The organism is Saccharibacter floricola DSM 15669, assembly GCF_000378165.1.
GTDB classification, from domain to species: domain Bacteria; phylum Pseudomonadota; class Alphaproteobacteria; order Acetobacterales; family Acetobacteraceae; genus Saccharibacter; species Saccharibacter floricola.
Genome location: NZ_KB899333.1, coordinates 362,694 through 385,283, shown reverse-complemented (window position 1 = coordinate 385,283; position 22,590 = coordinate 362,694). Strand labels below are relative to the sequence as shown.

Sequence of the window (22,590 nt, the reverse complement as noted above, 5' to 3'; positions counted from 1 at the left end):
ATGAACGTTACGGGAAATGGAATTCCGTCTACGTTCGGTTTCGCCGATGGGCCGAACAAGGGGTCTGGGATGCTTTGCTCGACACACTGGTTGACCTCGGTTTGACCGATGATTGGCAACATATGATGGATAACACCGTTGTCCGGGCCCACAGCCAGGCCGCTGGCGCAAAAGGGGGACATATAAGGAGGGTTTTGGTCGCAGCCGCGGCGGATTTACGAGCAAAGTCCATGCCTGTGCAGACGGTCAAGGGCGCCCTCTTGGCTTCAAACTGACAGGTGGTGACGTTTCGGACTATGATGCTGGGGCTGCGTCCTTAATAGAACTACCTGCCGCAGCTCCTCGTCGATTTCTGGCCGACAAGGGGTATGATCGTGATAACATACGAGAAACCTTGCTTTTCCAGGTGGTTCTGCCCGTTATCCCACCACGATCAAACCGTAAAAAAAGCATTCCTCTTGAGATTGAAAATGTGGCACTGCTTGGCTGGCATGTTTATCCGATGAGCCCTCGCTCTAAAGCAGGCTGTTTTAAAGGCGCTCATGACGCTGCTACCTGTGATCTGGATGTGATAGAGCGCTGGTGTCGTGACTATCTGGGGTGCAACTGGCGGGTCGTGATGGGGCCATCGCGCCTTTTTGCGCTGGATGTTGACCGGGCTGGCCAAACACATAAAGCGGACGGGTTTGCCGCTTTGCAAAAGCTCGTGAGAAAACATGGCCCCTTGCCGCCGCGTCCTATGACGAAAACCGGGGGTTCTGGTGGGGCTGTGCTGTTCTTCCGCCATCAAGGGGAGCTGTTGCGTGGGGCGTCTGGCTGCCCTGCCCCCGGCCTTGATCCGCACCGCATTGGGCAAGCGATTGTAATCCCTCCATCACGCCATCCTATGACAAAGGGGGCTTATCACTGGCGGAAGGGGTGTGCGCCGTGGGAGATTGCGCCCCCGCCTTTGCCTTCGTGGCTTGCTGACCTTCTGAGGCCACCGCCTGAACCGGTGCGAGATTATGGCAAGAACCCCTTTTATGTGACCAATGAACGGGCTTTTCAGGTGCTGATGCGGGCTGTTTATAGCGTTGAAACGGCCCCTTCCGGGGGAAGTAATGATACGCTCAATAAGCAGGCTTACCGGGTAGGCCGTTGGTGCGGTGCCGGGGTCCTCAGTGAACATGACGCCATTGATTGCTTACTCGTTGCATCAAAGTCTCGTGGGATTCCCTACCGTGAAGCCCGCGATACGATCCGCTCTGGCCTGCGTGGTGGGATGCGCCACCCTCATCAGGAGCGGACAGCATGAATAATGTAATCCAATTTCCCGATAAAGAGGGGATGAAATGGGCGTCTGCTCTCACACGAACGGACAAGGGAACGCCTCACGCTAATGTGCATAATGCGATGGTGTATCTGGAACATCTCCCAGAATTACAGGGGTTGATGCAGCTCAATGAATTTACCTGCACCACCTTAACGACGCGTTCGCCACCGCCCCTCTTCCGCGATGGCCCGACATTGCCGGGGCCTTATCCACGTATGGCCACGGAAGCTGATTACACGGCTATTCAATCCCATATCCAACGAATTATGGCGACAAACCTAACCTTTCCGGTTATTTCGCAGGCCGTTAACACGATGGCCAGTAGCCAGAGTATCCATCCCGTTCGTGAGTGGCTCTCTGGCCTGAGATGGGATCGAGATTGTCGCCTCAAACACTGGCTGTATACCGTGTTCGGCTGCCCTAATGACCGCTATCATGAGGCGGTTGGGCTAAAGTTTATGGTGGCAGCCGTCGCGCGTATCTTCCAGCCGGGATGCAAGTTTGACTATGTGCCCGTCTTTAAAGGCCCGCAAGGGATCGGGAAATCAACCGCTCTTCGTGTGCTCTTCTCTGATGCGTGGTTTAAAGAAGACCTGCATAAAGACCTTGGAAGCAAAGATGCCGCCTCTGGCTTAGTCGGCGCGTGGGGCGTGGAGCTGGGCGAGCTGCAAAGCATGATGAAATCCTCCATTGAGGATACGAAAGCGTTTCTATCACGACAATGCGACAAATACCGCCCCGCTTACGGCAGGCTTGAGGTCGTGCGAGAGCGTCAATGCGTCTTTGCAGGCACGACCAATTCAGAGGGCTATCTAACCGATAGCACAGGAAACCGGCGCTTCTGGCCTATCGACTGTGTTGCTACTGATGTTTCGTGGCTACGTGACAACCGAGAGCAGCTCTGGGCAGAGGCTGTCGCCCTCTTCCGTGCAGGGGAAACGGCTCTTTACCTTGAGGAAGACGATGTAAGGCGGGCTGCTGAAGAGAAGCAGGCGGATAATATGCTAGTCGATGCTTGGGAGAAGCCGATTGAAGAATGGATCCAAAAACGCGGAACTCTGATTCAAGATGGGCTGCATATCCACGAAGTCATGGTCAGCGGTCTAGGCATGGCTAATACTCAGATCAAACGTGCTGATCAAAATAGAGCTGGAGCCATCTTAAGAAAGCTTGGCTGGAGTGTGAAGGTCAAAAAACAAAAGGGACGCAGTGTAAGACTATGGGTTAAGGAGAGTTGATATATTCTCTCTCATCTTCTACGTCCTCTCTATGTCCCTTCTACGTCCTGTTCTACGTCCTTAAATGGCTGTTTCCTGCCTATTCTACGTCCTCTACGTCTTTAATCACTAAAACAGGTATGAAATTTCTATATAACGATACGTTTATATGAAATATTATAGATATGTATGAGAAAATGGACGTAGAGGACGTAGAAACGGCTAAAAATAGCTATTTATTCTTTAGTGATAGGACGTAGAGGGGTCGTAGAAGGGACGTAGACGGATCGCAGAGCCGGGGCTATTCTGCGAGGATTGGGATGGGAGAATAAGACGATAAGAACGAAACAGGGGAAGCAGAAATTATGGTTCAAAAAGGCCTAAATACCCCCTGCGTATTATCTGCCACCTATAGTGCCACGCATTGCCTCTTATCATGCCACCTATGCCACTCATCCTAACATTAAGACAGTTATGAAATGTAGGAAGGGGAAAGATGAATAAGCCAAATCACAACATCGGCTGCTACCGTTAAGAACGCAAGCTCTAGTGCAGTTTCTGATGTATAAAGTGCTTGTCGGATTTCTCTTGAATTTCTCTTTCTCTCATCATCAGTATTAGCAAACATTATAGCGAAAAACATAATTTCTATGAAAGAAACTATCCATATAGTAAACATGTTCCACTCAAGGTCATGAAACCTTTTATTGTCTGAAAATATAAAATACAGCCCCAGAGAGATTGCAGTCATCGCTGTCACAACGAACTTCATAGACTCCATTTTTCTTAATAGATTTGAATTCTCAATATCAAAATCTATTTTCCCTATCTCCTTTTCCATCTTTAAAATTTCTAGTTTCATTTTCTTTTCTTCAAGCTCTTCTCTTGTATCGCTCATGATAAGATCCTTTTATGGCCATGCTTTCTTCCAATAAGCACGTATTCCCTACAATGACACCCTTCATTTAGAGGCTACCGTCACCACTCTGACCTCATTATTCTGAAGAGCGGCTAGTGGAGAACAAACATGAAGCTGACCTTCGGGAACTTAGAGCTTGATAACGACACGCAGATATTGACCTCTCCTCGTGGAGCTCTTCGGCTCGCTCACAATGACTACCATGTGATGGCCGCACTGATGCGACGCGGCACTAGGATCACGACAATGGATGCTCTGATTTCAGACGTTTGGTCGTATCCACGCGAAGAGCCGGAGTTCGCTGAAGATGCCGTACGCGATTGCATAAAAAATCTACGGGGTTTTATCGGGCTCTCGGCTTTAGGACGCCACACCATCAAAAGTGAGCGCGGATGTGGCTATTATTTGGATGATAAACGACCTGAGGATCACGAAAAATGAGCGTAACAGAAGACAGGATGGACAGGGCCACGCGCGTGTTCCTCGACACTCTGGAAAAGTGCGGCAATATTTCCTTAGCTTCTAAGGCTGCTGGTGTGTCACGTCCCGGGATGTATGCACGTCGGGAACGAGACCCAGACTTTGCTCAGGCGTGGGATGAGGCGATCACGACCGCTGTTGAATCCCTTGAAGCAGAAGCGTGGCGGCGGGCGCGTGATGGTGTGCCTGAATATCTCGTGACTGGGAAAGGGCTGGTGCTGGATAAGAACGGTGAACCTGTCATGCAGAACCGCTATTCTGATAGCTTGCTCACCACACTTCTCAAGGCCCATAAGCCAGAGCGCTACAAAGACCGTTCTACTGTGGATATGAATGTGACGGGTTCGCTGGCTAAACGGCTGGATGAGGCTCGGAAACGTGTTCGCTCGCAGAGCGGAAAGGAATAAAAATCTCCAGACTTTTTATGATCTGGAGATTTTTGTTCATGAGAATATGTCAGCCTTCTAGGGCATCTAGCGCTTTACGTGCGCAACGTGCAGCAAAAATACCGTTCGCCGTCGCTTGTCTGACCCATGCGCCACGGCGTGGAGACCATTTAAAAGCATATTTTTTAAGGATGGTTCTGATTTCGTTGCTTGGTTTACCGTCAAGAATAAACATGACGCGGTTTTCTTCGGTGTCATGTCGTAACGTGTAGCCGTTTTTGACGATCTCCACCGTCTCAGCCTGTGCAAGCCGCTTTAGCACTTTCAAACGTGCCTTAGTCTGCTTAATTTTGCTCAGATTATTCGTGAGAGCATAGGATGGGAAGCCAACAGAGGGCATCCAACGCGGCGGATGAATAAGCTCCTCACTTTCCTTCTCAGAAAATCCGAGCGCCATAAGGCTGTCTTTATCCTCTTGATTTTTGCGGATTATTTTGTTGGCGGCTTTCATGCGTTCTTGTTTCGCTTCCGCCGCTTCTAACTTCTTTTCGAGCTTTTCAATCGCGTGTGGATCATCGCTAGAAATCCCACCGTTCCCAACTGCCTCTGCTTTGTTTGCGTAATAGTCTGCCTTTTCATCGTACGCGATAGACTTACGCATCTTAACGCCTGAGCGCTTTATAAGGCTGCGATGCCCGCGTTCGGAATGATGACCAACATGAATAGGTTGACAATCTGTGATTACGTTAAGCATTGACGACGCTTCATTGCTTTCCGTAACAGCCTGTTCTCTTGCAGCCTCAGAACGGCGTTCATAGCGTGCTTTCCGCGCGTTCTGCTTCTCTTCATACGCATTCATCTTCTGTGCTGCAAAAAGTGAATATTGATGCGGCCCAAAGAGCGTTTCTTGCTGTTTTTCACCCGGGAATGTGGTACGATTATACCAAGCCATCTCTTTTCTCCTTACTATGTGGTGGTGGTGGCTAGAGACGCTTGCAGACCCTAACTGCTTGCGTCTCGCACTTTATGCGCGTATAAAGTTGGCATGTCAACACTAAATGCGCGTAAAAAGAAAATGGGCCGTCCAAAAGTGGAAAGCGAAGAAGCTCGTTCTCGCATCCAACAGCCCTTGTTAGGCGATCTTGATATGTGGGCCGCCTCTCATAACGTCACACGAGCCGAAGCGATCCGTCGCCTCATTCAGAAGGGTCTAGACGCGAGCAAGGAAGAAGAAACGTGAATGCTCAAGCACAAACGCTTGAAGACCAGCTTGCCGACGAGATAAGCCGTTATTGCCTTGATCCGCTTGGGTTTGTTCTGTTCGCCTTCCCTTGGGGGAAAGAAGGAACAGACCTTGCACAGTCTCAAGGCCCTAGAGCGTGGCAGCGTGACATTCTGCACTCAATCGGTGACAAGCTCCGTGCTGGGTATGAGCCTGATGCTGTGCTAATGCCTGCCCTACAAGCGGTCGCTTCTGGACATGGTGTCGGTAAGTCTGCCTTGGTGTCTATGCTGGTCGCATGGGCACTCTGCACCTGCCCTGACACAAAGGCCGTCATTACCGCCAATACAGAGCCACAGCTTCGCACAAAGACCTTTCCTGAAATCTCCAAATGGTTCCGACTGCTCATCTGTTCGCACTGGTTCAAAGTGCATGGGATGAGCATCCATAGCACTGTTCCCGGTCATGCCAAGACATGGCGGGCGGATGCCGTCACATGGTCGGAAACAAATCTTGAAGCCTTCGCTGGCCTGCATAATGTCGGACGGCGTATTCTGCTTATCTTTGATGAAGCCTCTGGGATCATTGACCGCGTGTGGGAAGTGGCTGAAGGAGCGTTGACTGATGAAGGCACGGAGATTGTCTGGTGTGCCTTTGGAAACCCCACCCAACCATCAGGACGGTTCTTTGAGTGCTTTAATCGTCAACGCCACCGCTGGAGTGGTCAGCAGATCGACAGTCGCACAGTGGAAGGCACGAACAAGGTTCTTTTTGAGCAATGGGCCGAGGCTTACGGTGAAGATAGCGACTTTATGCGAGTGCGTGTAAAGGGCCAATTCCCACGCTCTGGCTCTATGCAGTTCATTAGCTCAGAGGCCATCACTGACGCTATGACGCGTGAGGTTTCAGCTATCGTCTCCGATGCGCTGGTGATAGGCGTTGATGTGGCCCGCTATGGCGATGATCAAAGTGTGATCTTCTTCCGTAAAGGGCGTGATGCCCGCATGATCCCCCCTATTCTACTGCGCAAAGTCGATACCATGCAGCTTGCCGCGCGTGTCGCCGATGAAGCCGCCCGCTATGGTGCTGATGCGGTCTTTATCGACGATGGCGGAGTTGGTGGTGGCGTGGTGGATCGCTGCCAGCAGATGCGCGTCCGTGGAGTGCGTGGCGTGCCGTTTGGGGGAAAGTCCGACCGGGCCAATTACGCCACCAATGCCGAGCGCTACGCCAATAAACGCGCTGAAATGTGGGGATCATTACGTGAATGGCTCAAGACTGGCGGCATACCCGATAACCAAAACCTTCAGACAGACCTTGCGGGGCCGTGGTATTTCTTCAACCCACGCAATGAAATCATTCTAGAGAAGAAAGAAGACATGAAGAAGCGCGGACTTGCCTCCCCAGACATAGCCGACGCTCTCGCTCTTACGTTTGCGTATCCTGTGATGAACTCCCGCTTTTCGGGCGGCCCTTATGGAGCGGCTCGTCCGCAGGTGCAGGAGTATGATCCTTGGGGGTGAATAGAAACAATGCTGCTAAACTGTTCCATATACATTAATCATGGTAACAGTTTTTCTGTTGGCTACGGTTTATGTCATTCTGAAGGTCGAAAATACTAGGAGCTTCGCCTCTTTGAATTGCCATAATTCTATCTTGAGTTTCTCTCATTCCGGCAAAAAATAGACGCCCTCCTTCTTCGGGCGTTATATCCCCATCATCTATGCTTCTATCTATATGGCTGCCAATAGACGACATCATATAAACCTGAGCCCGGTATCTTTTATCAATAGCACTATATTTATCTAATGCTTCATCTAAGCAACGAGATAAATTGCAATAATCTCCTATCTTCGCAGGGTATATCACATGGCATTTTTCAACTTCCCTGTCTTTATTTCGTTCTGCTTTCTTTATTTTCTGAGCAGCACATCCATAAAGAAAAAAAGACACAATACCGAGAACTAGACACTCTCTAAACAACTTGTTTTGCACTTTAGGAACTTTCACATGTTTTTATTTGTATATACGAATAATATATTTTCTTCCATCCCCATCTAGAACTTATAAACATACGTCATCCTAAGCGTTCTTCTAAGAAGGATGCCCCATGCTCTCATTCCGTCTTGCTCACCTTGATGATGCTGCTCTCATTACCCCGCTTCTTCGCACATCCGACCGTCTGGAGGTGCTGCGTTCAGGACAAGGAGATGTGACGGGGGCGTTGCGTCGTTCTATTGAGCAGTCTTCCCACGGGATGGCCGGTCTTTTCTATGATGAGAACGGCCCTATTGCTCTCTTTGGGGTCGCTCCTCAGTGTGATGTGGGCATTCCGTGGCTTGTCGGCACGCCTTCTCTTATCCATCACCAAAAAGCCTTCCTTCGTGAAACACGCTTTTGGGTGCGGCAATGGCAAAAGCGTTACCCGCTTTTGATGAACCATGTGGATGCGTCCTACAGCCAAGCGATCCGCTGGCTCTCATGGCTGGGTTTTCAGATTGAGCCGCCCCAACCTACCGGGCTAAACGGGGCGCTTTTTTGCCGCTTTTCACGACAGGGAGAGGACTAATGTGCGTTATCACAGGAACGATTGCTGCTATTGGGGCCGGTGTGGCCGCTGCTGCTAGTGCTTCCTCTGCTCTGATCAGCGCTGAAGGACAAGCCGCTTCTAACAAAGCGCAAGCGCAGCAAAGCCAACAGCAGGCACAAATTGCTTCCCAAGCCTCTAAAAACTCCATCGACCAAGGCTATCTCAACGCGCAACGCGACTATCAGGCAGGCGATCAGCATCTCGCGGCACAACGGGCCTTTATGGCCGCCAATGGTGTCGATACGTCCTCTGGTTCTGCTTTGGATGTGCAGCAATCAACCGCGCGTGATACCGGACTTTCCGTCGGAACAGACCAATATGAGGCCGGGGTTCAATCTACCAGCGCCAGCAATCAAGCAATCTCTTACAACAATCAAGCCCGTATTGCCCGCGCAGGGAATGCCTCAGCTTGGGCAGGTGGCGCCTTGGGTGCTACGGGCGCTCTAGCAAGCGGGGCTTCTTCTTTAGCAGGAAATTCGTCTTTCTCATCTAAATGGAATGATCTCTTCTCTAGCGGGTCAGGAGGATCATTCAACACAGCCTTTAGTGGGGCTGGAACCAGCGCTTCAAGCTTTCCAAACTAGGGGAACCTCTCATGCCTCAAGTGCCTTACACAGATGAATCCTACAAGCTTCCAGAACGCGTCAGCGCAGGGGGAACGGATGTTCTCAACGTCCCCAATTATGGAGACATGATAGGCCGTGGTCTGGATCGTTTTGGAGCTGGTGCAGAAGCCGTGGGGAGCATGGCTGAACGTCTTCAACGACAAGACGACATAACCGCTGTGCAAAGCGCGATGAATGACTTCCGCACTCATGTGCGCAATGTGCAATATGGAGACCCCAATAGTCCCAACGATACGGGCTTTTTCGGGCTGCAAAATAAAGCCACACTGGATGCGTGGAAGCCAACCGCACAGGGACTTGACCAGACGCGCCGCTCCTTAATGGATGGGCTCACGACCGATCAACAACGTCTCTTCCAACAAGAAAGCGAGCCGTTCCTCAACAGTGCCCTTGATAGCATGTCAAGCCATACGGCACAGCAGCGCCAGAGCTACCAGCAGCAAACCCAGAAAGCCACGCTGGATAATCTTACCAATCAGGGCGCGGCTAATCACGATAACCCCTCTGTTTTCGCAGGCACGCTTCTTCAGGGACGACAAGCCATTGCGCAGAACCTCGCCTTGCGGGGTATCCCCTCTGATAGTCCGATTGCCCAGCAAGAGCTGCAAAAATTTAACGACAACTATTTTACGACCTCAGCCCAAGCAGCCACCGATGGTGGAGATGCCCTCAAAGCGAAAAACCTGCTTCTGTCTAATCGTAAGAATATGTCAGAGCCGGTCTTTGAGCAGTCTATGGCCATGCTTAAGCCTCATATCGACCATCAAGTCGGAACCATGCTCGCCGATGGAGCGATTAATCACCGCGACGGTGGTCTTGCAATCCCCGCCCAGAGCGATCAAGACACGGTTTTCATCACAATGACACATCTGGAAAGTGGCGGACGACAAACCGATAAGAACGGAGCACCCCTCACCTCTCCCAAAGGTGCGACAGGGGTAGCGCAGCTTATGCCAGATACGGCACGCTCGGTTGCGCAATCGTCCGGTTTAGGCTGGGATGAAGACCGGTTTAAACATGATAGCGCCTATAATCGCGCCCTAGGGTCAGCTTATTATCGCCAGCTTTGCCAAAAATATGGGGGCAATCTGACGCTTGCTTGTGCGGCCTATAATGCAGGCCCCGGCCATGTGGATCAATGGCTGAAGGACATTGGAGACCCACGCAGCGGAGCGATCACCGATCAACAATTTGCCCAGAATATCCCGTTTAAAGAAACACGGGATTATGTCGGCCATGCCGGGGCGGCTCTCACCAAGTCCCAACCTGAACCGAGCTATGACGCCCCTGATACCAACAAACAGTTCGCCGCTATTCAGTCCCATGCTCAGGCAATAGGCGCCTCTCCTGAAGCGGTGAACTATGCGTTCTCTCGCGTGCAGCACAATAATAGCCTCTGGGAAGCCAGTACGCATGAAGCCCGCTCTCAGCTTGGCACGCATATCAATGACCTTAGTGCATCTTATATGGCGGGCAATACACAATCTGGCATTCCAGAAAACACTATTCGTCAACTTTACCCTCCTGAAGAGGCGCAAAGCAAAATTGATGACCTCACCATGCGTCGTCAGGTTGGTCTGAGCTTTAATGCGCTCAAATGGGCCTCTCCTCAACAAGCGGTAGCCATCCTCCAAAACGCGTCTACGCAACTACAAGGCGAAGATATTAACCATTTCAAGATACGACAGAAATCGGCCCAACTCCTCCAAGCAAGCCTAAACAAGCGCCAAGACGCCCTCAAAAAAGACCCCGCCGCTTATGTGCAGGACAACCCACAGGTGCAACAAGCGTGGCAGGCTTATCAAAACAACCCAACAGAGGACACGAGAAAGGCCTATTATGCTAAGTCTAATGCCGTGCAACAGACAATGGGCGTGTATTCTCCCCATGTTCTTACCAGTGATGAAGCGGACACAATGGTCGCTCAATTCACGCAGGCAGATCCACAAAAGCAAGAGGTCGGCCCTGTCTTAGACGGGCTTCGCCAGCATTACGGTGATGACCTCTGGCCTAAAGTCGTCTCGGAAATGGTCGCCCATAAACTCCCTGCCGAGTATGCCACGATGGCCAATATGGATACGCCAGAGCAAAAGACAGTCCGGCAAGTGTTCCAACGCGCCATTCAGACCGGTGAAGATAAGCTCAAAACAATGGCGGGGCCTGATGCCGCCCAGCTTGATAAAACGGATAGCCTTAATCCAATTTTTGATGCGTTAAGCGACAAGCGACAGACGTTTATGTTGCAACAAGGTGGTGTCATTCCTTACCAAAACCTTGTGAAAAGCACCAAACTTCAAACGCTCGGCTATATGGCCAAAGGAATCCCGCTCAAGCAAGCCCTTCATCAGTCTGTTGATGATCTCTTTGGGATGAAATACGACACATCGGGCATGTTGCGCACCTATAAGGGAGAACTCTCTACCACCAAACAGACAGGGGCCGCTATGCTTTCTTCGCTTCGTAATGGCGATATACGTGAGGTTCTACCCGATGCTATTGCTAAGATGCCGCCCCAAGAAAGAGAACGTTACAATGCGAATTCCAATAGTGTAACCCTGACCAACGCCCGCAACAACGGCCAATGGGTCATGAACGACAGCGAAGACGGCTATAATCTTCTCATTCCAAGCAGCACGACACCGGGGGATTATCAGATGCTTCAAAGTAAGGATGGGAAGCCCATCACCCTAAAACGTGATGACATCCATTCTGGCAAATGGTTCAGCTCTTACGATGCTACGGCCCAACGTGACGCTCGTTTGGCTCATGAGGGTAAAACACGCCATCTGGGCGGGGATTGGTAAAAATAATCTAGACAATAGTCATCCATATCCCTTACCGTTACATGTAACGAAGGAGCTTTACGATGTCGTCCTTACAATCAGAGAGCCAAACCCGAGTGCGGAAACATCGCGCGGCCATGCGCAAAGCAGGGCTACGCCCTGTTCAGCTCTGGGTGCCCGATACAAGAAATGAGCATTTTTCCCAAGAAGCGGCTCGCCAGTCCCGTCTTGTGAGCAAACATGACGCGCAAGAACCCGATGACATAGCCTTTTTAGAACAAGCTACTGCCGAAATTGAGGGATGGGAATGAAGCGAGGTGATCTCGTCACTGTTGCTCTGCAAGGAGACCTTGGAAAGCCACGCCCCGCCCTCATTGTTCAAGCCGATTATTACTGCGATACAACCAGTGTCGTCATTCTTCCCGTCACAAGCACGTTGAGTAATGCCCCGTTGCTGCGCCTTATCGTGCAGCCCAATCAAGAAAATGGCCTTCATAAGCCATCAGATATTATGATTGATAAACCCTCTACCGTGTCCAGAAACAAGATAGGGCCGAGTTTTGGGAGACTGTCTGACGTGCAAATGATGAAAGTTTCACGTCTGTTAGCCGTCTTTATGGGAATTGCTTAAGACACATCCCCCACTAGAACTTATAAACGTTGTGCATCATCGGCCATTATGTGCACATCGACTCCTCATCTCGCTAATCCGCTTCCTACGCCTTCCCCGGCTACTCCTGTGACCAATGCCGGGAAGACACAGGCGCAATCAGCCACTAATGCCGCTAAATTGGCTGGTGGCTTTGGCTCTACCCTTCTGACAGGGCCGCAAGGTCTCTCTCAAACAGCCAACACCGCCCCCAAAACGCTTCTTGGGGGATGATCTATGGCAAAACAGCGTAAAGCGTCTCCCACGTTCGACATGGACAATCGGAGCAGCCAGCAGTCATTACGCGATGAAGCAGACCGCCGGCTTGTCATGATGCGGTCTGACCGGCTGTCATGGCGTGATACATGGCGTGAGATTAGCCATTATATCTTGCCCACGCGCGGGCGTTATTTTCATGTGCCCAATCAAGGCAGCCGGGGCCGTGTGAAAGGCCCGCAGATTGTCGATAAAACCGGTTCTATTGCCTTGGGGAATCTGTCAGCTTTCCTGATGGCAGGGATCACTTCACCAGCACGCGACTGGTTCCGACTGGAAACCAATAATGACCAGCTCAACGATGATCCACAAGTCAAGCTCTGGCTGTCAGACACGAAAAGCCGCCTCCAACGCGTCTTTGCAACTGGCAATTTCTACGCGTCTATGAGCCAAACCTACGAAGAGCTGGCAGGCTTTGGCACGGCGGCCTGTATCATCTTGCAAGATTATGAGGATGTTGTCCGCTTCTATCCGCTGACGGCTGGGGAATATTATCTTGCCCAAAATGCACGCGGTGAAGTCGATACGCTCTTTCGGGAATATGTGCAGAATGTCGCGCAAATCGTGCAGCGTTTCGGCCTTGAGAATGTCTCTCCGACCGTGCGTTCCCTTTGGGAGAGCCGCCAACTTACCCAAGAGCTTCCGATCGTCCATGCGATTATGCCCAATAGCTCCCGTATAGCTGGGGCGTTTGGCTGGAAAAGTGCCCCTTATATTGGCATTTACTACGAATATGGGAACGATACCGAACCAGCGCTCTTAGTTGAATCCTATCCACGTAAGCCCTTTATTGCGCCGCGATGGGCTACCGTGAGTAATGATGCCTATGGTCATGGCCCCGGTGAAGATGCGCTGCCCGATATTAAGTCCCTTCAGGTCGCTCAACTCCGCCTTGCAGAAGCCGTTGATAAATACGCACGCCCTCCAACAATGGCGGATGCGTCCCTTCAAGAAAGTATGGTGAACTTGCTTCCGGGCGGGTTGAACTTCATTCCGGGGCTGGCAGCGGCGGGCAATGGCGCGGGTATTCGGCCCGTCTATCAGGTCAATCCCAATATCTCCCCTCTGCAAGAACGTATTGCGGAGTTTCAAGATCAGGTGCGTAAAACACTCCGCAACGATCTCATCTTGATGGTTTCTCAAGAGATGGGAAGCACCCAACCTGTAACCGCAGCGGAGATCAATGTCCGCCAACAAGAGAAGATGCTCACACTTGGCCCCGTTTTAGAACGGTTCCATAATGAAGCCCTTGATCCGATCATCACAACGACGCTGGAGATTATGGAACGTGGCGGGTTGCTCCAACCGCGCCCTCCCGGTCTACATGGTCATGCCCTCAAGATTGCGTACAGCTCTATCTTGGCTCAGGCACAACGTGCCACAGAAACCACGGGCATTGAGCAGCTTGTGCGCTTCGCTGGTAGTGTCGCGGGTGCTGATCCGTCTATTATGGACAATCTCGACCTTGATGCCGCTCTTGATCGGTATGGTGATCTCCTTGGTGTTGATCCATCCATGCTCAAAAACCCACAATCGGTCGCTCAGTTACGCCAACAACGCGCCTATCAGCAACAACAGCAACAAATGGCCGAACAAGCACAGCAGATGGCCGCCGGGGCCAAGAACCTCTCTCAAGCCGATGTGGGCGGTGGTTCTAACGCCCTGCAAGCCATTATGAGCGGCCTGAACGCGCAACAAGGACAGTAATCATGCAAGACCCTCATGATGCTCAACAGATCAACGACCATCGCAAACGCCGAAAAGCGCGTGCAACACAAGAGCAGCACGATCTACAGATTATCGCCGCGATGCCAGAGGGAAACCGCGTCTTACAGCGCCTGATCACTTTAACAGGACGAGATGCCGCCTCTTTTGTGCCCAATGATGCCTTGGCGACCGCCTACCGTGAAGGGCAGCGCAGTATTGGGATTAGCCTGACCTCATGGCTTAATGACGCTCTGAAAAAAATATAAGATCACCCCATAGAACTTATAAATGCCCGTCATGCTCTCCCTTATCTGATGGATAGGAGAGCTTTCAGGCATGAGTGATGTCCCAACACAGAATAATGCGACAGCCCCAACGGAAGAGGCGACACCGGAACAAACAAATGAGAGCCCCAATACTCTCGTTGATACCCCGTCTACGCCCCTGGGCGAGGAGGCTAAAGAACGGCCTCTAGAAGAAGCTGATGCCCAAAACGATAAAAGCAAAGAAGAAGCGCCTGAAAAAGAAGGCCCTCCTGAAAGCTATGAATTCACGGCTCCCGAAGGGATGGAGGTCGATTCAGATGCTCTCAGCTCTTATGAGAAACTGGCGCGTGATAACGGCCTCTCCCAAGAACAATTTAGCGCCATTACCCAACATGGTCTTGATTATTTCCAGAAAGAGCTTGGCAAGTTGTCTGAAGCTCACAGCGCCCGTGAACAAGGCTGGCGCAAGGATGCTCTGAGCGACAAAGACCATCTCAGATGGGCAGGCTCTCAAACCCGAGGTGATGACCAATGTTGGTCATGTGTTCGATCAGTTTGGCGGCAAAGACCTCCGCCTTGCCCTCGCTGAAACCGGGGCTGGCAACCATCCACAGATCATCCGCGCCTTTAACGCCATTGGAAAGGCATTAGGAGCGGCCCAAACACCCGACAAAGGCAAACCCGCAAGCGAACTCAAAGGCAACAGCTTTGAGGATATCGCCCGCCGCCGTTATGGCTCTAACAGCTAAGGTTCCCTCTCATGGCTCTTAATAACAGTACCTTCCTCACCCTTGCCGATTGGGCAACCCGTCGTGATCCTGATGGCGGTGTTGCTGACACGGTCAACCTGCTCTCCCAAACCAACGAAATTTTGGATGATGTTGTCTGGAAAGAAGGGAACCTCGCAACTGGGAACAAAACGACCGTCCGCACGGGCCTCCCCGCCGCAACATGGCGCTTGCTCAATTATGGCGTGCCACGGGGAAAATCCACCACGGCACAGGTCACAGATACCTGTGGAATGTTAGAAACCTATTCCACTACGGATAAAGACCTCGCCAATCTTGAAGGGGATGTCGGGGCCTTTCGTCTCTCTGAGGATATGGCCTTCCTTGAAGGTATGAACCAGCAAATGGCCCGCACCTTCATTTATGGTAATGATCAGAGCGATGTCGGTGCTTTTACGGGGCTTTCCCCGCGCTATAATACATTAGACACGGCTAAAGCAGCGTCTGCGGCAAATGTGATGGATGGAAAAGGGCGCGGCAGCACCAATACCTCTATCTGGCTGTGCTGCTGGGGGCCAACATCCGGCTTTGGTATTTTCCCCAAAGGCTCTGTTGCGGGTCTCCAACAAAAGGATGTCACAACAGACGCCCCGATCTTGGATGACCAAGGCAACCCCTACCAAGCCTACCAGATGCATTATAAGTGGGATTGTGGCCTGACGATCCGTGATTGGCGCTATTTTGTCCGCATTGCCAATATTGATGTCAATGCACTGACAGGAGACAACGCCCCTAACCTCCTCGCTCTGATGTCAGCGGCGTGCTTTAAGCCCCCAACCATGCCCTCCACAGCGTCCAATGTGCAAAGTGCGACACGCGCCACCGGCGGAACGCCGCTCTCCTTTGGTCGTCCTGTCTTCTACGTCAATCGCACTATTGCATCAGCGCTCTCTATTCAGGCGATGAACAAGACCAATGTTCTCCTCACCCAAGATGAGTTCGACGGGAAGCCCATCTTGCGTTTCCGTGGCATTCCGATCCGGGTCGTTGATGCCATCATGAATACTGAAGCCACCGTTCAGTAACTCCGTCTCGCCTTGACAAGGAACGCCCTATGATCGTCGATAAACTGCTTCTCTTTTCGAATAAGCAAGACCTCACCCAAGCCCAAGCTGGCTCTCCAACGCCATCCGTCAATACGGTTGATTTCTCTCAAGCGCGAGATTTTGGCCCAACAGAAGGCTTTAAAGTCTTTGTGGAATTCTCCTCACTCCCCATTGGGGCAGCAGGAACCACGCTTTCTATCGCTGTTCAGATCTCAATAGACAACCAAAACTGGACAACGCTGGAAGACTTCCCGTCCATTGATATCACAACGCTCACGAATTCTCAGCCTTTTGCCGTCCGCGCTAAACCGGCTTTTTCCAACATGATCTACCGCTATATGCGCCTGACCTATACCCCTAGTCAGACGCTTAGTTCCGGGATTGTTATGGCTGGGATTAATCTCGATGTGCCTAGTCAGCAAGCTTATCCGAAAAACTACGTGGCGTAAGGAACGATCATGGCCCGTTATCGCGTCACAACCGCAAGCTTTATCAATGGTCGCACCGTCGATGTTGGAACCGTCATTGAGTATGAGGGAATCCCCGGCTTCAATCTTGAGCCTCTTGATGATGAGGCTCACCATGCCAAGGAAGCCGCTGGACAGGCTGGAGAAAGGAACGTCAATGGACGCGCCTTTCAGGAAGACCTCACCCGCTCCGATGGTGCGCCCTCTTCTTTGAACAGCACAGAAGCGGTTAAGGATCAGGGCACATTAGACGAACAGCACGAGCCTGACCAAGCCGAGCTCCTGCCCAAAGAAGCCCCTAAACAAACGGAGGCGTCTTCAAAAGAAGAACCGCAGGAATCTGCACGCACGCCGTCTAAATCAGCGAAAAAGAGCTAAGGCATGACGACACACATTGACCTCTGCAATCGTGCGCTCATGCGCCTTGGTACACAGAGTGCCCTGACATCCTTTGATGATGGGTCTGTAGAGGCCAGTGTGTGCGCAGCCTTTTACGACGATGTCTTGCACGCATTGCTCGCCCATCCTGCCAGTATGGGTGGCCCGGTTTATACATGGCAATGGCCCCGCTGTGTGGGAACGGGACTCCCCGCACCCAGCAGCAACCCACGCTGGCGCTACGAGATCGCTCTCCCCTCTGATGCTGTTCGTGTCTTGCGGGTTGATAACCTTCTTGCTGAAAAGCCCAATGATCGACGTAAAGCCCTCTTTGACCGCCCTGAGAGTTTTGGCGAAGGAATGGGCAAAGCAGGCGGCCCTACACTGGTTCCTGTCCTATTTACCGATTATCAGCAGGTGAGTGTCACCTACATCACAAAAACCGTTGACATCGACCACTGGCCGCCCGCTTTTAAACGTGCCTTTTGGCTCTCTTTAGCCGCCGCCATTGCGACAACACTTGGCATTGATGGCAGCACAAGCGCTGCTGTCGCCCAAGAAGCCGAGCGTGAAGTCGCCCGTGCGTGCCTCGCCGATCAACGCGTAGAGGTCGTCAGCACAGAAACCGTGCCCGACTGGCTCTCTGTTCGTTTGGGATATGGCGACAAACAGCGTCCTATTCACCAAACCACGAACACTCTCGATAGCGGCTTTAGTGCAGGCAACTCTCACCCGCTCCTGACCCCTACAGTCCATCTATCGGCCCCAATGGGGTTATTCCAACGGGACTAGAAACACGCGATATTGCCGATGGCTCCTGCCTCTACATCCCCGCAGATACTCCCGATGGACGTATTGGCATGCTCACAATCGGCCAAAGCCCTGCCGGGTGGCGCAGACCCTATCACGGCGTTATCTCTGATGGCCTACAAGATGGAACAAGCGAAATAGACCCATGAACCCTCTAAAAGTCCTCTCCGCTATCGTGATTTTTTCAATGGTAGGCTGTGCCCATAGCCAAGTTCCTCCGCAGAAATGGACGCAGAACTACGCCCCGACACTGACAGATTGGCGGGCCGCTCTTCTATGGAAGAACCATAGTGTTAGCCAGTCCATGGAAAGCTTATTATCTTCTCTCTCTACAAAAGTAGAGGGTATCAATGGCGCTTCCACCCATCAAAACCTAACGAGTCCTACCATTATGGGCGGGTTCCTTGATGGAGCACAAACCATTAATGTCGCGACCTCAAGCCGAAGCCTTGCCTCGCATTTTCTTGATACCATTAATGTGCAGGATTACGGCGCGAAAGGCGATGGTTCGACCGATGACGGCCCCTCTATCCAAGCTGCTCTTTCGGCAGGTGAGCGCGTCTTGTTCCCTCATTCAGCCTTTGGCTATCTCCTCAATACAGGGAAATTCGCCGGAGGTACCTACCCTGATTACCGCTATTCTTGGAACACACATCCATCAGTCTATCCCCAAGCTGGAGAGATCAACTTTAACAACTCACTGGTAAAAGGAACCTCCGCTGGAGACCCCTCTGCCTGCACGGGAAGCATCAACTCTCCTTACACACAGCCCTGCCTGGCCATTACCAATAAGCGCCTCATTATGGATCCGGCTTCTGTTTGGGCGGGGCCACAAACAACCAATGTTGGCCTTGATATTGAGTGCCTTCCTAACCATAGCTCCAGCAATCCTTCCAATACATTAAACGGTTACCCACGCAACTGGGTGGCCTGTATGTATTTTGGAGGAGATACAGGGTCTGATGGCCAAGCAAATTCATCCGGAGCTGGTTTTGGATCATCCATCCATTCAGAGCTGGTTAACTGGGCTCTCAATATCAATACCAATACGGGCGTTGGAGAAGAGTTTGACATCAATGTTATCAACCCGGTCGTCGATGGCGGGATTACCCGGGGGCAGTTCATGCTCTCTTCTGCTGCCTTTAATGGGAGAAGCAGTGTTCTATCGGGCTATTCGCCTTGGGGGAAAACATCAGAATGGGGAGAAGGATACGAAGTCAATGCCACCCCTTTTACAGCGACCACAAAACCAGCCCCACACATAAACGGGCATGGGGAGACCATTTATACCACAAACACATCCAACGGATTAACAACATACACCGTGTATCCGCGATGGACGCGCGGCTTTTCAGCGAGCGGATCTCTCAACGACTTCGTTGCCGCAAGTTCCATCGCAGGAGAAAGCGGCTCTTTCTTTGAAGGCCTTGATGCGACAGGAACCCCTCTTTTCAATATCGATAAACAAGGGAATATTTTTTCGGCGGGCTCAATAACCTCCTCGTCATGGGCCTCTATAAACGGATCCCTTCAAATCAATGGGTCACCAAATACGTGGCGTTATACCCATTATGACACGAACGGTGCAGAACGCTGGGAAACAGGCAGTGACGCTACTCCAGAAACAGGATCGAACACAGGGTCAGACTATTATATCTCAAGAAGAAGTGACACTGGAACATCCCTTGATGAGCCGCTGTCCATTTCTCGTCATAATGGCGTTGTCACGATGCCTGATGGGGTCAACACGTCATCAGCAACTGTCACAAAACTCTGCTTGGACCCTTCATGCAACCGCTATGTCTACGAGGCACAGAACAAAATCTATATTGGCACGGCCAAGGGGGGTAATGTCGCGTCCATTGATGATAATGGCAACATGACCTTAAAAGGGCAGCTCATTGGGAATGGAACCCCCTAACATGGCTCAGTCTCCCACCGGCCCCCATATTGGACTGACATGGCGGAGCTCCTTTGGCGGCGGCATGATGTCGCCCCTGCTGGGCTACCGGGCCGATATGGAAAAATGGCAGTCCGGGGCGGCTGATCTCACCAATTTCTTTGTCCATGTCCAAGGTGGGATCAGTAACCGGCCCGGCACACGCTATATTGGCACCTCTCGCACAGAAGCCAGCAGCACTCCCCCAAAGCTCATCGCGTTTATTTACAACAACACGCAATCTTATGTGCTGGAATTTGGGGACCAGTATGTCCGCTTTATCAGCAATGGCGCTTATCTCGCACGGGATGATGGCACACTTTATGAGCTGACAACGCCTTACCGGATTGAGGACGCCTTCTGGCTTCGCCACGCCCAATCCGCCGATGTGCTCACCCTCACCCATGCCCGCTATCCGGCCATGAACCTCTCACGCCGTGGAGAACTGGACTGGACATTAGACGTTATTGCGTATGATGCTGGCATTGCCGCCCCCTCCTCACTTATTGCCTCAGCCGTCGAAGGAACCGCGGCCAATACCGGCACCACACCGGGGGTTTCTAAAGCAACATACGAATATGCGGTGACGTCGGTCTCTAATGACAAGAACACCGAAAGCAATGCGACCTTAGCGCCCTCTCAAACCGAAATGACCACCACAGCCCAGACGGTCACTGACCCCAATACGGGAAAGACCTCAACCGTTCAGCAAGAGACAGCTGTGGAGGTTGGGCATTTCGTCGAGAACTATAATACGCTCACATGGCCAAGCGTTGAGGGCGCTGATTATTACAATGTCTATCGCCGTTTTGCAGGCCAATGGGGACTAATCGGCAATACGGCCTCTCTCAGCTTTGATGATGTCAATTACGCCCCTGATACTGAGAATGGGCCGCCTGCACACCGTAATCCGTTCGACAATGGCAACAACCCAGTCTCTGTCACCTATTTCCAGCAACGCCGCGTCTTCGCAGGGGCTGTCTCCTACCCGCAAACGGTTTGGATGAGCCGGTCTGCCAACTACACCAACTTCGACATCCACACCCCTGTGGTCTCTGACGATGCCATCACCGCCACCATTACCAGCCAGCAGGTCAACACGATCAAGCATCTTGTGCCAATGGCGGACTTACTTGCCTTTACCGGCACAGGGATTTGGAAGATCAGCGGCGGCCAAACTGGAACGGCCATCACACCGTCCAACTTCACCGCTATTCCGCAAATGTTTGTAGGTTGTTCCGATGTGCAGCCCCTTCCCATTAATACCGACGTGCTGTTTATCGAAAATAAAGGCAGCCATATCCGCGATCTGCAATATGATTGGTATGCCCAGATTTATCAGGGCAATGATCTTTCCGTGCTGTCTGACCATCTTTTTTATGGCTACACGCTTGCCGATTGGTCTTTTGCCCAATTCCCCTTCAATGTGCTCTGGGCCGTGCGCTCCGATGGCACTCTGCTGGGGATGACCTATCTCAAAGAGCAAAATATCACCGCTTGGCACCAGCATAAAACACAAGATGGAGCGTTCCAATCCGTCGCTGTTGTGCCAGAAGAGAACGGTTATGGAGCCATTGAAGACACGACCTATGTTGTTGTCAAACGCCGCCTTAACGGCACAGAACGCTACACCATCGAACGGCTGGAAACCCGCCAGCTTGGTGCAGAAAATGATGACATTACGCGCTCATGGTTTGTCGATTGTGGCCTGCGCTATGAAGGCGAGCCCGTCTCAACCCTCCTGGCCTCACCCATCTCGCAGGCGTGAGCGTCTCTGCTTGTGTGGATGGGAACGCTTATACGGGCCTGACCGTTGGCGCGGATGGGTCACTGACCTTGCCCCAATCTGGGCGTGTGATCACAGTGGGCTTGCCCATCACGGCCACGGCTAAAACCCTCCCGCTTGATCTCGGGCAGCCCCCACAATTCGCCCGCCGCAAACGCGTCAGCAAGGTCTATGCTACCCTCTATAACAGCGCAGGTCTCGGCGTCTCCACTAATGATGGAAAGACCTTCCATAGCCTCGACGATCAAGGCGTAGCCGCTGGACGCACGGCCCCCAATCCCTACAACAAGACAGGCCCGCAAAAGTCAGACCTCATCACGGGCCTCACCATGCGTATCCCCTCCCCCAACTGGACACAAAGCGGGCAGATCACGTTCCAGACAACCAACCCGCTCCCTGTCACAATCTCAACGGTGAGTGTGGATGTGGAGGTGGGGAATTAATTCTGGAACATATGAGTTAAGAGCATAAAAGCTGCTAAATAATTTCCCGGGGGAACAGACCCTATAGAACCGCCTCCCTGAACACTGACTGTACCAGTGCTATCAAGTGATCCTAGAGGGTTGATTGATGTTCCATATATTTCGTTTATGTTTGTGTCGATAGAACCAACCCTATTTCCTGACCCGTCGTAGATATAATTCAAATTAGTATCAATTGATAAGATTGCGTTACCAACGACACCCTCTAGTCTATTCGTATTAATATCTAGTGTTCCTATTCTATTCCCTGATTGGTCAGATACCTCATTAGTAATCGGATCAATAGAACCTAACTTCATACCCGTAGTATCATACACATCACCACTATTCAGCATTCCCCAAGCCCCTCCTGAGGCATGAGCCGACCAAGTTGAAAATAACAATGGAAAAATAAGCATTATTCCAAACAAAAAATATCTACGATAGTTCATTTCATTTCTCCTTTAATGTTTATTAGATAA

General features: G+C 51.6%; 28 protein-coding genes and 1 pseudogene. 25 read left to right on the top strand and 4 right to left on the bottom strand.

Going from position 1 to position 22,590, the window contains the following annotated elements; translation table 11 throughout:
- The 4 genes and pseudogenes from F457_RS13915 to F457_RS11905 all read left to right on the top strand — a co-directional run.
- Positions 1-275 (top strand): transposase (locus F457_RS13915; RefSeq protein ID WP_018979409.1); only part of this gene is annotated, 275 nt, incomplete at its 5' end.
- A pseudogene (locus F457_RS14315) lies at positions 224-397 on the top strand (transposase); the annotation flags it as partial. The gene F457_RS13915 and the pseudogene F457_RS14315, both read left to right, overlap by 52 nt.
- Before the next feature lie 9 nt (positions 398-406).
- A complete protein-coding gene (locus F457_RS0101750) occupies positions 407-1,294 on the top strand; it encodes a bifunctional DNA primase/polymerase (protein ID WP_342661926.1) in 888 nt (295 codons plus the stop codon).
- Positions 1,291-2,550 (top strand): virulence-associated E family protein, encoded by a 1,260-nt coding sequence (locus F457_RS11905; RefSeq protein ID WP_018979407.1) that lies wholly within the window; start codon positions 1,291-1,293, stop codon positions 2,548-2,550. Before F457_RS0101750 ends, F457_RS11905 begins: the two co-directional genes overlap by 4 nt.
- A 451-nt stretch (positions 2,551-3,001) precedes the next feature.
- Here the strand turns inward: F457_RS11905 and F457_RS0101740 are convergent, their stop codons facing one another.
- Positions 3,002-3,427 (bottom strand): hypothetical protein, encoded by a 426-nt coding sequence (locus F457_RS0101740; RefSeq protein ID WP_018979406.1) that lies wholly within the window; start codon positions 3,425-3,427, stop codon positions 3,002-3,004.
- Between the two features lie 129 nt (positions 3,428-3,556).
- Between F457_RS0101740 and F457_RS0101735 the strand changes: the two genes are divergently transcribed.
- Entirely contained in the window at positions 3,557-3,889 is a 333-nt protein-coding gene (locus tag F457_RS0101735) for a winged helix-turn-helix domain-containing protein (protein ID WP_018979405.1), read from the top strand.
- Positions 3,886-4,335: a hypothetical protein gene (locus tag F457_RS11900; RefSeq protein WP_018979404.1), complete on the top strand. Its 450-nt coding sequence runs from the start codon at positions 3,886-3,888 to the stop codon at positions 4,333-4,335. Before F457_RS0101735 ends, F457_RS11900 begins: the two co-directional genes overlap by 4 nt.
- A gap of 49 nt (positions 4,336-4,384) precedes the next feature.
- Here F457_RS11900 and F457_RS0101725 read toward each other — a convergent pair whose 3' ends face one another.
- Positions 4,385-5,266 carry a DUF3560 domain-containing protein gene (locus F457_RS0101725; protein ID WP_018979403.1) on the bottom strand — a complete coding sequence of 294 codons (882 nt, stop codon included), beginning with the start codon at positions 5,264-5,266 and terminating at the stop codon, positions 4,385-4,387.
- A gap of 93 nt (positions 5,267-5,359) precedes the next feature.
- On the opposite strand from F457_RS0101725, the gene F457_RS0101720 reads away from it, so the two are divergent.
- Both F457_RS0101720 and F457_RS0101715 read left to right on the top strand, forming a co-directional pair.
- Complete coding sequence (locus tag F457_RS0101720) at positions 5,360-5,554, top strand: CopG family transcriptional regulator (RefSeq protein WP_156809303.1); 195 nt, start codon at positions 5,360-5,362, stop codon at positions 5,552-5,554.
- A complete protein-coding gene (locus F457_RS0101715; RefSeq protein WP_018979401.1) occupies positions 5,551-7,059 on the top strand; it encodes a hypothetical protein in 1,509 nt (502 codons plus the stop codon). Before F457_RS0101720 ends, F457_RS0101715 begins: the two co-directional genes overlap by 4 nt.
- Before the next feature lie 34 nt (positions 7,060-7,093).
- Here the strand turns inward: F457_RS0101715 and F457_RS0101710 are convergent, their stop codons facing one another.
- Entirely contained in the window at positions 7,094-7,546 is a 453-nt protein-coding gene (locus tag F457_RS0101710) for a hypothetical protein (protein ID WP_018979400.1), read from the bottom strand.
- Positions 7,547-7,646: 100 nt separating this feature from the next.
- On the opposite strand from F457_RS0101710, the gene F457_RS11895 reads away from it, so the two are divergent.
- From F457_RS11895 to F457_RS0101625, 17 genes are all read left to right on the top strand, one after another.
- Entirely contained in the window at positions 7,647-8,105 is a 459-nt protein-coding gene (locus F457_RS11895; protein WP_018979399.1) for a hypothetical protein, read from the top strand.
- Positions 8,105-8,710, top strand: coding sequence for a hypothetical protein (locus tag F457_RS0101700; RefSeq protein WP_018979398.1), 606 nt, complete (start codon positions 8,105-8,107; stop codon positions 8,708-8,710). Before F457_RS11895 ends, F457_RS0101700 begins: the two co-directional genes overlap by 1 nt.
- 11 nt (positions 8,711-8,721) lie before the next feature.
- Positions 8,722-11,556 carry a transglycosylase SLT domain-containing protein gene (locus F457_RS0101695; RefSeq protein WP_018979397.1) on the top strand — a complete coding sequence of 945 codons (2,835 nt, stop codon included), beginning with the start codon at positions 8,722-8,724 and terminating at the stop codon, positions 11,554-11,556.
- Between the two features lie 62 nt (positions 11,557-11,618).
- On the top strand, positions 11,619-11,846 hold the full coding sequence (locus F457_RS0101690) for an antitoxin MazE family protein (RefSeq protein WP_018979396.1): 228 nt from the start codon (positions 11,619-11,621) through the stop codon (positions 11,844-11,846).
- Entirely contained in the window at positions 11,843-12,166 is a 324-nt protein-coding gene (locus F457_RS0101685) for a type II toxin-antitoxin system PemK/MazF family toxin (RefSeq protein ID WP_018979395.1), read from the top strand. The genes F457_RS0101690 and F457_RS0101685 overlap by 4 nt, the downstream gene beginning before the upstream one ends.
- 48 nt (positions 12,167-12,214) lie before the next feature.
- Positions 12,215-12,418: a hypothetical protein gene (locus F457_RS0101680; protein ID WP_018979394.1), complete on the top strand. Its 204-nt coding sequence runs from the start codon at positions 12,215-12,217 to the stop codon at positions 12,416-12,418.
- Positions 12,419-12,421: 3 nt separating this feature from the next.
- Positions 12,422-14,167 (top strand): portal protein, encoded by a 1,746-nt coding sequence (locus tag F457_RS11890; RefSeq protein WP_018979393.1) that lies wholly within the window; start codon positions 12,422-12,424, stop codon positions 14,165-14,167.
- A 2-nt stretch (positions 14,168-14,169) separates the two neighbouring features.
- Positions 14,170-14,433: a Bbp19 family protein gene (locus F457_RS0101670; RefSeq protein ID WP_018979392.1), complete on the top strand. Its 264-nt coding sequence runs from the start codon at positions 14,170-14,172 to the stop codon at positions 14,431-14,433.
- Positions 14,434-14,503: 70 nt separating this feature from the next.
- Entirely contained in the window at positions 14,504-15,022 is a 519-nt protein-coding gene (locus F457_RS0101665; RefSeq protein WP_026294081.1) for a hypothetical protein, read from the top strand.
- On the top strand, positions 14,976-15,182 hold the full coding sequence (locus tag F457_RS0101660; protein ID WP_018979391.1) for a hypothetical protein: 207 nt from the start codon (positions 14,976-14,978) through the stop codon (positions 15,180-15,182). The genes F457_RS0101665 and F457_RS0101660 overlap by 47 nt, the downstream gene beginning before the upstream one ends.
- An 11-nt stretch (positions 15,183-15,193) precedes the next feature.
- Entirely contained in the window at positions 15,194-16,246 is a 1,053-nt protein-coding gene (locus F457_RS0101655) for a major capsid protein (RefSeq protein WP_018979390.1), read from the top strand.
- Between the two features lie 29 nt (positions 16,247-16,275).
- Complete coding sequence (locus F457_RS0101650) at positions 16,276-16,716, top strand: Bbp16 family capsid cement protein (protein ID WP_018979389.1); 441 nt, start codon at positions 16,276-16,278, stop codon at positions 16,714-16,716.
- A 9-nt stretch (positions 16,717-16,725) separates the two neighbouring features.
- A complete protein-coding gene (locus F457_RS13200; RefSeq protein WP_018979388.1) occupies positions 16,726-17,112 on the top strand; it encodes a hypothetical protein in 387 nt (128 codons plus the stop codon).
- Positions 17,113-17,115: 3 nt separating this feature from the next.
- Entirely contained in the window at positions 17,116-17,904 is a 789-nt protein-coding gene (locus F457_RS0101640; RefSeq protein WP_018979387.1) for a hypothetical protein, read from the top strand.
- Between the two features lie 163 nt (positions 17,905-18,067).
- A complete protein-coding gene (locus tag F457_RS0101635; protein ID WP_018979386.1) occupies positions 18,068-19,843 on the top strand; it encodes a glycosyl hydrolase family 28-related protein in 1,776 nt (591 codons plus the stop codon).
- Position 19,844: 1 nt separating this feature from the next.
- On the top strand, positions 19,845-21,629 hold the full coding sequence (locus tag F457_RS0101630; RefSeq protein ID WP_040920537.1) for a hypothetical protein: 1,785 nt from the start codon (positions 19,845-19,847) through the stop codon (positions 21,627-21,629).
- Positions 21,626-22,090, top strand: a complete 465-nt coding sequence (locus F457_RS0101625) for a hypothetical protein (RefSeq protein ID WP_026294079.1) — start codon at positions 21,626-21,628, stop codon at positions 22,088-22,090. Before F457_RS0101630 ends, F457_RS0101625 begins: the two co-directional genes overlap by 4 nt.
- On the opposite strand, the gene F457_RS0101620 is transcribed toward F457_RS0101625, so the two are convergent.
- Entirely contained in the window at positions 22,087-22,560 is a 474-nt protein-coding gene (locus tag F457_RS0101620; protein ID WP_018979385.1) for a hypothetical protein, read from the bottom strand. The genes F457_RS0101625 and F457_RS0101620 overlap by 4 nt on opposite strands.
- Positions 22,561-22,590 lie beyond the last annotated feature (30 nt).